The organism is Aliihoeflea aestuarii (assembly GCF_024105665.1).
In the GTDB taxonomy this organism is placed as follows: domain Bacteria; phylum Pseudomonadota; class Alphaproteobacteria; order Rhizobiales; family Rhizobiaceae; genus Aliihoeflea; species Aliihoeflea aestuarii.
The window spans coordinates 736,970-749,640 of the sequence record NZ_JAAAMK010000001.1; the positions used below are offsets into that span (position 1 = coordinate 736,970).

General features: G+C 62.7%; 11 protein-coding genes. 8 read left to right on the forward strand and 3 right to left on the reverse strand.

Annotated elements, in window-relative coordinates; all coding sequences use genetic code 11:
* Nucleotides 1–8: 8 nt before the first annotated feature.
* The gene (locus tag GTW25_RS03660; RefSeq protein ID WP_252910492.1) at nt 9–1,331 is read right to left on the reverse strand and encodes an MFS transporter; all 1,323 of its coding nucleotides are present in this window, start codon (nt 1,329–1,331) and stop codon (nt 9–11) included.
* Nucleotides 1,312–2,964: a GMC family oxidoreductase gene (locus GTW25_RS03665; protein WP_252910493.1), complete on the reverse strand. Its 1,653-nt coding sequence runs from the start codon at nt 2,962–2,964 to the stop codon at nt 1,312–1,314. Before GTW25_RS03665 ends, GTW25_RS03660 begins: the two co-directional genes overlap by 20 nt.
* 169 nt (nt 2,965–3,133) lie before the next feature.
* Here GTW25_RS03665 and GTW25_RS03670 point away from each other — a divergent pair, with 169 nt between their 5' ends.
* The 5 genes from GTW25_RS03670 to pta all read left to right on the forward strand — a co-directional run bounded on the left by GTW25_RS03670 (nt 3,134) and on the right by pta (nt 8,021).
* On the forward strand, nt 3,134–3,880 hold the full coding sequence (locus GTW25_RS03670; RefSeq protein WP_252910494.1) for an IclR family transcriptional regulator: 747 nt from the start codon (nt 3,134–3,136) through the stop codon (nt 3,878–3,880).
* 205 nt (nt 3,881–4,085) lie between these two features.
* Nucleotides 4,086–4,463, forward strand: coding sequence for a nuclear transport factor 2 family protein (locus GTW25_RS03675; RefSeq protein WP_252910695.1), 378 nt, complete (start codon nt 4,086–4,088; stop codon nt 4,461–4,463).
* A gap of 14 nt (nt 4,464–4,477) precedes the next feature.
* Nucleotides 4,478–5,863 (forward strand): NAD(P)/FAD-dependent oxidoreductase, encoded by a 1,386-nt coding sequence (locus GTW25_RS03680; protein WP_252910495.1) that lies wholly within the window; start codon nt 4,478–4,480, stop codon nt 5,861–5,863.
* A gap of 77 nt (nt 5,864–5,940) precedes the next feature.
* Nucleotides 5,941–6,963, forward strand: a complete 1,023-nt coding sequence (locus GTW25_RS03685) for a YeiH family protein (protein ID WP_252910696.1) — start codon at nt 5,941–5,943, stop codon at nt 6,961–6,963.
* A gap of 14 nt (nt 6,964–6,977) precedes the next feature.
* On the forward strand, nt 6,978–8,021 hold the full coding sequence (gene pta / locus GTW25_RS03690) for a phosphate acetyltransferase (protein ID WP_252910496.1): 1,044 nt from the start codon (nt 6,978–6,980) through the stop codon (nt 8,019–8,021).
* Here pta and pdxR read toward each other — a convergent pair.
* Nucleotides 7,976–9,478 carry a MocR-like pyridoxine biosynthesis transcription factor PdxR gene (gene pdxR, locus GTW25_RS03695; protein WP_252910497.1) on the reverse strand — a complete coding sequence of 501 codons (1,503 nt, stop codon included), beginning with the start codon at nt 9,476–9,478 and terminating at the stop codon, nt 7,976–7,978. The two genes, pta and pdxR, sit on opposite strands and share 46 nt — an antisense overlap.
* A 307-nt stretch (nt 9,479–9,785) precedes the next feature.
* Between pdxR and GTW25_RS03700 the strand changes: the two genes are divergently transcribed.
* The 3 genes from GTW25_RS03700 to GTW25_RS03710 all read left to right on the forward strand — a co-directional run bounded on the left by GTW25_RS03700 (nt 9,786) and on the right by GTW25_RS03710 (nt 12,509).
* Complete coding sequence (locus GTW25_RS03700) at nt 9,786–10,763, forward strand: taurine ABC transporter substrate-binding protein (RefSeq protein WP_252910498.1); 978 nt, start codon at nt 9,786–9,788, stop codon at nt 10,761–10,763.
* 98 nt (nt 10,764–10,861) lie between these two features.
* Nucleotides 10,862–11,650: an ABC transporter ATP-binding protein gene (locus GTW25_RS03705; protein WP_290127890.1), complete on the forward strand. Its 789-nt coding sequence runs from the start codon at nt 10,862–10,864 to the stop codon at nt 11,648–11,650.
* Nucleotides 11,643–12,509, forward strand: a complete 867-nt coding sequence (locus GTW25_RS03710; protein WP_252910500.1) for an ABC transporter permease — start codon at nt 11,643–11,645, stop codon at nt 12,507–12,509. Before GTW25_RS03705 ends, GTW25_RS03710 begins: the two co-directional genes overlap by 8 nt.
* Nucleotides 12,510–12,671 lie beyond the last annotated feature (162 nt).

The following is a 12,671-nucleotide window of genomic DNA, read 5'->3' on the forward strand; positions in this document are numbered from 1 at the left end:
CCATCCGGCTATTTGGACAGCACGGCGGCAGGATTAGTCGTAGCGAGCTTTCCGACGGGTTCCGATTTGATCGCCATGGCGCAGAACATCGACACCAGGGCGGCGAAGACGACGTAGGCGCACAGCCACCAAGGCGAACCGCCGCCCCGGTCGATCAGAAGCGTAGCGATGATCGGCGTCAGCCCGCTCGCGAAGATTCCCGAGAACTGATAGACGAAGGAAATGCCCGTATAGCGCACTCTTGCGTCGAAAAGGTCGGAGAAGAGAGCCGCCTCCGGGCCGTAGCACATCGCATAGACGATACCGAAGGGAATGATGATGCCGATGGCGATCAGCGGCAACGACCCGCTGCTCATCAACCAGAACGCCGGATAGGTGCAGATGGCCAGCGCCAGAGCCCCGATCGCATAAGTCTTCGGACGTCCCCATTTGTCTGAGAGCCTGCCGAAATAGGGGATCGAGAAACACATCACGACGGCCGCGATCGATACGATCCACAACGCATCCGTGCGCTCGACGCCGACATAGCGCGACAGATAGACGATCGAGAACACCGCGAAGACGTTGAAGAACACGCCGTCGATATAGCGTGCGCCCATGCCCAGAAGGATGTTCTTCGGATATTTGCGGATCATCTCGACGAAGGGAATCTTGACCTCGTTGCCGGTTTCCTTGACCTCGCGGAATTCAGGCGTGTCGAGAATTTTCAGCCGGATATAGAGCCCGACCGCGACCAGAAGGATCGAGGCGATGAAGCCGACGCGCCAACCCCAGGCCATGAACTGATCGTCGGGCAGGAGCGACATGATCGCCGTGACGCCCGATGCGAGGCAAAGACCAATCGCAAGTCCAAGCTGCGGAAGGCTGGCGAAGTAGCCGCGCTTTTCCTTCGGCGCATATTCATACGCCATCAGAACCGCTCCACCCCACTCGCCGCCGATGCCGAGACCCTGCGCGATGCGCAGAAGCAGCAGCAGGATCGGTGCCGCGATGCCGATCTGTTCATAGGTCGGCAGCAGCCCGATGAGGACCGTCGCCACGCCCATGATGAGCAGCGTCAGGACGAGCATGCTCTTCCGGCCGATCCTGTCACCGAAATGGCCGAAAATCACGCCGCCGACGGGGCGGGCAACGAAGCCGACCGCAAAGGTGGCGTAGGCGAGAAGGATCGATACGATCGGATCGTCCGAGGGAAAGTAAAGCGTGTTGAACACGATGCCGGCGACGATCCCGTACAGGAAGAAATCGTACCATTCGATGGTCGAACCGATGACGCTCGCATAGACGACGCGCCTTAGTTGCTTCTGGTCTTCAGGCTTGGACTTCGACATGCGTTTTCCTCCCGATTGTCGATGACTTCACATCCTCCCGGATCATGTCGGCCGCCTTCTCGCCGATCATGATCGCGGGCACGTTGGTGTTTCCGGAAACCAGCGTCGGCATGACGGAACAGTCGGCGACCCAAAGCCCGTCGAAATCTCTGACCCGAAGACGTGAATCGACGACGGCTTGCGCATCGTCCTGCGGACCCATCTTGCAGGTGCCGACCGGATGGAAGATCGTCGCGCCATGCGCGCGCGCGGATGCGAGCAGTTCCTCGTCGCTTTCGCCCGCCCGAGGAACGACCTCTTCGGCGACATAGTCCGAAAGCGGCTTCGTGCGCGCCAGTTTGCGCGCCAGCCGCATTCCTTCCACGGCGCAGCGCCTGTCGGTCTCGGCATCGAGATAGTTCGCGAAGATCTTCGGTGCGGTCGACGGATCGGGCGAGGCGAGCTTGATGTCGCCCCGGCTTTCCGGCCGGAGCTGGCATACCGACATGGTGAACCCGGAAAAATCGTGAACCTTGCCGCCAGCCATGTCCGCCGACAACGTGCCGATGTGGAACTGGACATCCGGCGTTTGCGACTCGGGCAGAACCCTGGTGAAGATACCGCCCTGGTTGATCCCGACGGCCAGCGGCCCGCTGCGCGAAAACGCCCACTGCAGCCCCATCCGCATGCGCCCGAACAAGGAATTGAGCTGGTCGTTCGTGGTGATCGGACGGGTGCAGCGATAGATCAGCCGGACCTGCAGATGATCCTGAAGGTTTGCGCCGACGCCGGGCGTATCGCGACGCACGGCGATGCCGTTGCCGCGCAACTGGTCGGCGGGTCCGATGCCCGACAGCATCAGAAGATGCGGCGAATGGATCGCGCCCGCCGAAAGCACAACCCCGCGCCTTGCCTCGATCAAGCGCTCCCGGCCTCGCGTGACGACATGGACACCGGCGGCGCGCCTTCCCTCGAAATGGATACGCGTTGCCGTCGTGTCCGTCAGGATCGCAAGGTTGTCGCGGTTTCCCGCCGGTTTCAGATAGGAGACGGCCGAACTCGTCCGCCAGCCATTATGGGTCGTCAACTGGTAATAGCCGGCGCCTTCCTGCTCGCGGCCGTTGAAATCCTCGGTGCGCGGTATGCCGATGTTCTCAGACGCCGCGATGATCGCTTCCACCAGTTCGTTGCGCGACCTGATGCTCGATACCTTGAGCGGACCGTTTTTCCCGTGAAGCTGGTCGTCGCCAAGATCGGCATTGCTTTCCAGCTTGATGAAGTACGGCAGCACATCCTGAAATCCCCAGCCGGGATTTCCCAGTTCCTGCCAGTGGTCGTAGTCCTGCGCCTGTCCGCGGATGACGATCAATCCGTTGATCGAACTCGAACCGCCGAGCACCTTGCCGCGCGGCCAGTAGATCCGCCGCCCGTCCATGTTCGGTTCTGGCTCGGTCTGAAGCTTCCAGTTGATGCGGGGGTCCCACATCGTCTTGCCGTAGCCGATCGGAAGATGAATCCAGAAACTGCGATCCTTCGGCCCAGCTTCGAGCAAAGCAACCTTATACCGACCGTCTTCCGACAGACGGTTTGCAAGGACGCAACCGGCCGATCCTCCTCCGACCACGACGAAATCGAATTCCGTTTCGTGATCCATTTCCCATTTCCTCCCTGGGAACGGTGCGGAAGGTGGCTCAAACAAGAGTGCTTGTCAAATTAATGAGACGTAACGTCTCGTTAAATGAGACAACACTTGATTTGGGTCGATTTTGACGGCATTCTCGGCTCTGCCGGGAGCGGATGGCAGGAGAGCGGGAGGTGTTCGCATGGCAGACACGGCGGTAAATCGCAGCATGGATATTCTGGTCGCGGTCGCGGCCAGCAGCCGTCCGCTCGTCGTTCCGGATTTGTGCCGGGCGCTCGACCTTCCCAAGCCGACCGTCCACAGGCTTTGCCAGAAGCTCGAAGCCGAGCTTTATCTGATCCGCGAGCCGGGCGGCAGGCACTACACGCCGGGGCCGAAGCTCATGCGGCTCGGCTTCGATCTCATGAGTTGGGGCGTCACGACAGAGCGGCGGGCGATCATGGAAGCGGCGGTCGAACGACTGGGCGAAACCTGCAACTTCACCACGATCTCCGGCAACAAGGTCGTTTATCTCCACCGCGTCGAGGCGGGCTGGCCGCTGCGCGTCCACCTCGAACCGGGCTCACGGGTTCCGCTGCATTGCACCGCTAGCGGCAAGCTGATGCTCGCCATGATGGAGCCGGCGCGGCGCAAACGCATGCTGGAATTGACCGAACTCACGCCCGACACGCCGAACAGCATTACCGATCCGCACCGGCTCGAACTGGAACTCGAGGCTATCGCCAAACGGGGCTATAGTCTCGACCGCGAGGAGTTCATGCTCGGACTGAGCGCCATCGCCGTGCCCGTGCGCGACCGGCGCGGCATCGTTCAGGCCGCCCTTGCCTGCCATGGGCCGACGGCCCGCTTCAGTCTCGACAAGGCGCAGCAGCAACTCGGCGTGCTCACCGAGACGGCAAGGAAACTCGCGCGCACCCTGCCGGACTGACCAGGCCCACCCCATACCTTCCACGCCTGACTGGCTATAAACTGTGCCCACACTGGATATATGCCTTTGGCAGGCGCTCCAGCATGGAAAGAGGGTTGATTGCAGCCTTCGCGTCTCTTTCGAGAAAGGGAAAAACGGGGCCGGCGATCCGCAGAAACGGTCGAAAGAGAGAGCGACGATGTCTTGGACCCCTGCTGAAGAAACGATCACGACCGACGATCTGGCGGCCTTGTTCGATGCGTTCAACCGGCACGACATCGACGCCGTCATGTCCTATTTCGCGGATGATTGCGTCTTCGACGCGGTCGCCGGGCCGGACGTTCACGGCGCGCGGCACGAAGGCGCCGGCGCGATCGCCAAGGCGTTCTCGGCAACGTTTTCTGCCATGCCCGATGCGCGATGGGATCATCACGGCCATCTGGTGCAGGGCGACCGGGCGCTCTCGCAATGGACCTTCAGCGGCACCAATGCGGATGGAACGCGGATCGAGGCCGAGGGCGCCGACATCTTCCGTGTGCGAGACGGCAAGCTCGTCCACAAGCAGGCGTTCCGCAAGCAACGCCCGGTTCTCCCCGCAAAGTAAGGTTGGCCGCCGCCATGCAAAAGCCGGTTGGATCGCTTTTCGCTCCCTATGACCCGCAATACGATCCCGTGACCGACGAAGGACCGGGTATCAATCGCGATTACGCCCCGACCTACTGGATCGGCACGGCGGGCACGCCGCCCGCCGACGACGGCCCGATCCAGGGGGACGTCGATTGCGACGTGGCGATCATCGGCTCCGGCTATACGGGACTTTCGGCCGCGATCCATCTGGCACGCGAACATGGCATTAAGGCCACCGTCCTGGAGGCCAATCGCGTCGCATGGGGCTGCTCGACCCGGAACGGCGGACAGGCCCAGATTTCCTCGGGCCGCCTGAAGCGTTCGCAGTGGATCGAGCGCTGGGGCATCGATGTCGCCAGACGGATGCACGCCGAAATCGCCGAGGCCTTCGATCTGTTCCGCGATCTCGTCAAGGACATCGACTGCGAAGCGCAGGATGGCGGACATCTCTACATCGCGCACAAGCCCTCGGTGATGCCGGCGCTCGAAAAGGAGTCGGCGCTTCTCAACGACACGTTCGGATATGCAAGCCGGATTTTATCGCGCGACGAGGTTCATGCCGATTTCGTTGCGGACCGCGAGGCGGCGGGCGCGATGTACGAACCCGACGGCATGGGCATCCACGCCGCCAAGCTCGCCTTCGGTTATCACAAGCTGGCGCGTTCGCTCGGCGCGAAGATCCACACGGCGAGCCCGGTCCAGTCCTGGGAAACGCGCGGCGGCGTGCATCACCTGCACACCCCAGGCGGCACGGTACGCGCGCGCGCCGTCGGCCTTGCGACCGCAGGCTACACGAGCCCCGATCTCAACAAACTGACGCGTCATCGGCTCATGCCGATCCTGTCGAACTCGGTCGTCACCCGCCCCCTTTCGGATGCGGAAATCGAGGCTTGCGGGTTCAAGGCGCGGTTCCCGCTGACCGATACGCGCACGCTACGCCACTACTACCGTTTCATGCCGGACGGGCGCTTTCAGATCGGCAGCCGCAGCGCGATCACCGGGCGTGATGCCCCCAACGCGAAACATCTCGATGTGCTGATCGATGGCATGAAGCGCAAATTCCCCGCGCTGGACGGCGTGCAGCTCGACTATTCCTGGTGGGGCTGGGTCGATGTCAGTCACGACATGATGCCGCGCATCTTCCAGCCGGACCGCGAGCAATCGATCTTCTATGCGATGGGTTATGGCGGCAACGGCGTCATGTATTCGGCACAGGCCGGCCGCCGCATGGCGCAGATGATCGCCGGCAGCGGCAAGGAACCGGACCTTCCGATCTTCACGTCCCCACTGCCGCATCATGGCCTGCTCACGCCGTTCCGCAGGCTGGGCCAGCGGATGATGTACCGATGGTACCAATTCAACGATGAAAAACGGTGAGCGCCTCCGCTGCGCCGTCGCCGCCCGGAACGCCGGGCCGGCATCCCGTCGCGCAATAGCACATGCCCATGAGCACGATGTCCGCCACCATGTCACGTTTCCTCGCCGTGAAGGGCGCTCCGGCGATACGCCTTGCACCCGGCGTCCTGATCTGCGCCACCGTTGCGCTCGCCTCGCAGTTCCTGTCCGACCATTATGGCGCACCGGCCATGCTGATGGCACTGCTTCTGGGCATCGCCTTTCATTTTCTGTCCGAAGAGGGCCGCGCCGTTCCCGGCATCGCCTTCACCTCGCGGACGGTCCTGCGGGTGGGCGTCGCGCTTCTGGGCATCCGCATGAGCGCCGATCTGCTCGTCGGCGTCGGCGCCTCCACGATCGCGCTGATCGTGGCCGCCGTCGTTGCGACGATCCTGATCGCGCTCGCCGGCGCCAGGCTTCTGGGACGCGGCTTCCGGCTGGCGCTACTGACCGGCGGTTCCGTGGCGATCTGCGGCGCCTCGGCAGCCATGGCGATTGCAGCCGTCCTGCCGCGAAACGAACATTCGGAACGCAACCTCATCTTCACGGTCATCAGCGTGACGGTTCTTTCGACCATCGCCATGATGATCTATCCCGTCGCGGTCGGCATGTGGGGGCTGGACGATCGCGCCGCCGGCATCTTCATCGGCGCGACCATTCACGACGTGGCACAGGTCGTCGGAGCCGGGTTTTCCATTTCCGAAGAGGCCGGTGAGACCGCCACGCTGGTCAAGCTCGTGCGCGTTACGCTTCTGGCTCCTGTCGTCCTGATATTCTCGCTGGTTCTAAGAAACATCGCTCCAGTGGCACCTGACGCACCGCGCCCGCCGCTCGTGCCGGGTTTCGTCATCGGCTTCATCGTGCTCGCGATCATCTCCTCAACGGGGCTGGTTCCCGTACTCGTCAGCGATCTCCTCGTGGAAGCCTCGCGCTGGGCGCTGCTGACGGGCATCGCGGCGGTCGGCATGAAGACGTCGTTCAAGAGCATCCGCGACGTCGGAGGAGCGGCCGTCCTGCTGATCGTGGCCGAGACCGCATTCATCGCTCTCTTCGTTCTAGGGGGCCTGCAAATCATCAGGTGAGGAGGACACCGTGCATGAACACGCTAGACCGTTTCCTTGAAACGGCCAGGAAAGCGCCGCAACGCATCGTCCTGGCCGAAGGGGAAGACCCGCGCGTACAGGAAGCGGCCATGCTGGCACACCGCGACGGAATCGCGATGCCGATCCTCGTCGGCAACCGGGCGCGCATAGAGGCGGCAATCGGGAAATCACAAGCCGGGAATCTGCGCATCGAAGACCCCGCCTCTTCGCCTCATTCCGCGCGCTTCATCGAACGTTACCATGAGTTGCGACACGCCAAGGGTGCGACACGGAAAGATGCCGAAACGGCGATCTGCGATCCGATGGGATTTGCCGCGATGATGGTGCGCGAGGGTGAGGCCGACGGCATGGTCGGCGGGGCGGTCGCAACCACGGCGCATACGGTTCGCTGCGCCTTGCAGATCATCGGCCGTGCCCGCGACGCAAAGCTCGTTTCCAGTTTCTTCCTGATGATGCTGAACGACCCCGAACAGGCGAAGAAAGGCGCGCTGCTTTTCGCCGATTGCGGCCTCGTTGTGGAACCGGGCTGCGATGAACTGGCCGACATCGCCATCGCATCGGCAGACTCCTACGCCCGGCTTTGCGCGCACAAGCCCAGCATCGCCATGCTGTCCTTTTCCACCATGGGCAGCGCCTTGCATGCGCGCGTCGACAAGGTCAGGCAGGCCACCGAACGGGTGAAGCAATTGCGACCCGATCTCGCCATCGACGGCGAGCTTCAGTTCGACGCCGCCTTCGTCCCTGCGATCAACAAGGCCAAGGCGCCCGGCTCGACGACCGGCGGCGACGCCAACGTCTTCGTGTTTCCCAATCTGGAAGCGGGCAATATCGGCTACAAGATCGCGCAACGCATCGGCGGTGCGACGGCGATCGGGCCGATCCTTCAGGGTCTTGCGCGTCCCGCCAACGATTTGTCGCGCGGATGCAGCACAGAGGATGTCTTCGCGATGATCGCCATCACCGGCGTACAGGCCGCCGCCGAAGTCGCTGATTATGCCGGTTCCGGCTCCAGTCCGGCCTGTGTCTCGGGCACGTAGTCTGCGATCGCCTCGGCGACAAGTTCGATCCCACGGCCGATGAGCGACGGCTCGATGGACGAATAAGCGAGGCGATAGAAGTTGCACGCCGATGCTTCGTTCTGGAAGAACGTATAGCCCGGCTCGATCAGGACGCCCTTCGAACCGAGATCGGCGGCAAGCTTGCGCGTATCGACGTGAGCGGGCGCTTCCATCCAGAAGCTGGAGCCGCCCGACACGATATTGTCCACCTTTTTCAACCCGGTGCGTGCGATCGCCGCTTCCATCGCGGCGCGCCGCTCGCGATAGGCGTTGGTCATCCGGGCGATGAGGGCGTCGTAATATCCGAGCGCCAGAAACGTCGCCACCGTGCGCTGCAACTGGCCCGGCGGATGTCGCAGCACGGCGGCGCGCAACGCGCGAACCTCCTTGATGAAGGGCTGCGGCCCGACCAGATAACCGAGCCGCAAGCCGGGGAAGATGGACTTCGAAAACGAGCCGACATAGATCACGCGGCCATCTCGGTCGAGCGACTTGATGGCCGGCGCGGGGGGCTGAAGGAACGACATCTCGAACTCGTAATCGTCCTCGACGATCAGGTAATCGTTCAGCCGCGCGTGTTGCAGAAGCTCCGATCGTCGCTCGACCGGCATCGTCGCATTGGTGGGGCAATGGTGGCTCGGCGTGACGAACAGCACGTTCGTCCGTTCGGGGAGATTCTCGAACACCGTTCCGCGGCCGTCGACCGCATTGGTCACCAGTTCGCAGCGCGTGTGTTTGAGGATCGCGCGCAGGCCGTGATAGCCCGGATCGTCCATCGCGGCGGTGCGCCGCTGGTTGAGGAGCACCTGAGCGGCCAGCCACAGGGCATTTTGCGCGCCGAGCGTGATGAGGATTTCCTCCGGCCGCGCCTGAATGCCACGATTGGGCAGCGTATGCAGCGCGATGTATTTGATGAGTTCGGCGTCGTCGCGCTCGAAATAATCCGCCGAAGTCGACGCGAAATCCCTCTTTCCGAGCGCCTGGATCGCGCATCTGCGCCAGTTCCGGTGGTCGAACAGCCCGTCGTCCGACTGGCCGTAGATGAACCGGTATCGATAGTCGCGCCAGTGCTGCGGCTTGGCCGGCAGCACCTGCTCGGAATAGCGCTGGCCGATCGCCCTCGACCAGTCGACGCCGCCGGGGTGCGATTCGGCGCGAGGCTGAAACGAGACCTGACGCGGCGCCTTTTGCGAGACGTAGTAGCCCGACCGCCCGCGCGGTGCGACGAAATCGTTGGCGACCAGTTCGCTGTAGGCAAGCGTGACCGTGATCCGGCTGACGCCCAGATGATCGGCCAGCTTCCGGCTCGACGGCAGGCGCTCGCCCGGCAGAAAGCGACCGGCGAGAATGGCTTCGCACATGAAACGCTGAATCTGCTGCTGAAGCGTTTCCTGCGACAGGGGATCGAGAAAGAAATATTCCGGCGTCTTTGGCATCGCCCCACCCCTGTTAAAACCTGCACATCAAACGGGCAGCGCATTTCGCGAAATATCCGGCCCTGGAAACCTGTTTCTGGCTTTTGGACGATTTCGGCCCATGATGATCGCTTTTACGGCACCGGAACGCCTTCTGGCGCATCAATGAAAGCCTGACTGCTCAAGCCGTCCGCACATCGACGGACAGACACTGGCAGATGAAACTGGCAATATCAATCCGATACAACTGGAACTACGTCGGAACGGCTGCTGATGGCCCACTCGGACTTGGGAACATAAGAAAATCAAGGGCAATGGAGGTTAATCGATGGTTCGGAATCTGAAACTCGTTTTGATGGCGGGAGCGATGTGGTTCGCCGCCTATCCCGCCGGCGCGGTCGACAAGGTCACTGTCGCCTATTTTCTGGAATGGCCAACGGCCAATCAGGTCGCCCAGGTCGACAAGACCTATGACGAAGCCATGGGCGTTCCGGTGGAATGGCGCGCATTCGGCAATGGCAACGAGATGACACAGGCGATGGTCTCCGGCGATGTGCAGATCGCATACAGCCAGGGTTTCGTCCCCTTCGTCGTGGGCGTGACGAGCGGCGCGCCGCTGGAGATGGTCGGGGTCGCGGTCAGCTACGCCGAGAACGATCTTTGCATCGTGCGCGACGACGCAGGCATCACCAAGGACAATGCCAGCGAGCTCGAGGGAAAGCGCGTCGCAACGCCCATCGGCAACGTGACCCACTACAAGCTTCTTCGCACCCTCGAAGTTCTCGGCGTCGACGCCTCGAAGGTCAGCCTCGTCCAGATGAACCCTGCCGACGCCGCCGTGGCGCTGGTGCGCGGCGACGTGCCGATGGCGTGTGCCTTCGGCGGCGCGCTGGACCGGATGCGCGAAGTCGGCTCGCCCCTGATGACCGGCGCGGAACAGGAAGAAGCAGGCATCAATACCTTCGACATCATCTCGGTCCAGAAGGATTTCGCCGATCAAAACCCCGAACTGGTGAAAACCTTCCTCGAGGTCACGGCGAATGCGAATTCTGCGCATGATGCCGCACCGGACGCGGATGTGGAAAAGATCGCCGGCGCGGCGGGCATGGATCTGGAGCCCGCCAAGCAGATGCTGTCGATGTTCAGCTTCCCCACGGTCGAGGAGCAGCTCGGCGACAACTGGATGGGCGGCGGCGTGCAACAGGCCGCGAAAGGCGTGGCGGACCTGATGGTCGAGAGCGGCAATCTCGATCAGGCGCTGGACGACTACGAGCCCTTCTTCAACACGACCTATCTTTCCGAATAATGCCGAAGCTCCGACCGCCTCGCGCGGTCGGAGCGATCGCATCCCGATTTTCCCAGGAGGTGGACAGGTTGTCTTCGATAGAAATCGACACCGTGTCCATGCACTACACGCTGCCCAATGGCGGGTCTGTGCATGCGCTCGACAATGTCGCGCTCGATATCAGGCAAGGCGAACTCGTCTCGATCCTCGGTCCGTCGGGCTGCGGAAAGACCACGCTTTTGAACATCGTCGCCGGCTTCCTCGCGCCTTCGGGCGGCGCGGTGCGGGTGGACGGGCAGCGCGTGACCGGGCCGGGGCCGGACCGGGGCATGGTGTTTCAGCAGGGCGCGCTCTTCGAATGGCTGAGCGTCGAGCGCAACGTCTCGTTCGGTCCTGACATGGCGGGCAAGAAGAAATCACAGACCGCCGCGCGCGTCGCGGAATTGCTGAAGGTGGTCGGGCTGACCGGCTTCGAATCGAAGCCGGTCTATCAGCTTTCCGGCGGCATGCAGCAGCGCGTGGCGCTCGCGCGCTGCCTGGCGAACGACCCGGGCGTCATTCTCATGGACGAACCGCTCGGCGCGCTCGACGCCCTGACGCGCGAGAAGATGCAGGGTCTCGTCCTTCGTCTGTGGAAGGAAACGGGCAAGACGATCATGCTGATCACCCATTCGGTCGAAGAGGCGCTGCTTCTGGGCGAACGGCTGATCATCATGGCTCCCCGGCCGGGCCGGATCGTGAAGGAATACCGACTGGATTTCGCCGAGCAGGCGCTCAAGCAGGATCCCCGCAAGGTCAAGGCGACACAGGAATTCGTGCGCACGCGCGAGGAGGTGCTGTCGATGATCTGGAGCATGGAGGAGGCCATCATGGGCCATGATGCAGTGACGGAGACGGCGAGTGCCTGAGCCCGAAAAGCCATCCCGCCTGGCCGTCTGGCTCGGCATCGCGGACAATTCCTTCACACGGCAGAAGACGGTCAAGTTCGGAGACGCCAGCGCCGTCAATTCCGGTCGTCTCTACTCCATTCTCATCGTCGTCATTCTGTTTGCCGCCTGGATCATCGCCAGCGCCGCCGGCGTGGTGAAGCCCTTCTACTGGCCGCCCATCGGCGCCGCCATCGACCGGCTTCAAATTCTCATGACCGACGGTTTTCGCAACGTCTCCCTCTGGAACCATATCGGCATCAGCGTCTATCGCGTTCTGTCCGGCGTGTTCTACGGCGCGGTGATCGGCATACCGCTGGGCTTCGCCATGGGACTGTCGTCACTCGCGCGCGGGCTCTTCGATCCCATCGTCGAATTCATGCGGCCAATTCCGCCGCTGGCGCTGATTCCGCTCATCATCCTGTGGTTCGGGATCGGCGAGTTCGCCAAGATATTCCTTCTTTTCCTCGCGTCGCTCTTCATCATGACGCTGGCCGCCCGTTCGGGCGTTTCCAACGTGCGCGTCTCGAAGGTCCATGCCGCCTATTCGCTCGGTGCCTCGCGTTTGCAGATCCTGCGCCACGTCATCTTGCCGAACGCGCTACCGGAAATCTTCACCGGCCTGCGCACGGCCATGGGTGTGTGCTGGGGAACGGTGGTCGCCGCCGAACTCGTCGCCGCCGATCAGGGCGTCGGCTCGATGATCATGATCGCGAAGAACTTCCTGCAGACCGACACGGTCGTCATCGGCATCGTGATCATCGGCATCATCGGCTACTCGATCGAACTCGTCATGCGCTGGCTCGAACGTGTGCTGGTGCCGTGGCGCGGCAAGGTCTGAGCTTTCAGAAAGCCTGCGGTTACCAGGATCGCACGAAGCTTGCGTCGCTCTTCGATGTGAAGGCGGTGGCGCGGCGTTCGGCGAATGCCGCCGCGCCTTCGCGCGAATCCGCCGCCGCCGAAGCTGGAACCCGTCGCTGATATCCGTCCCCGCGCAAAAGGC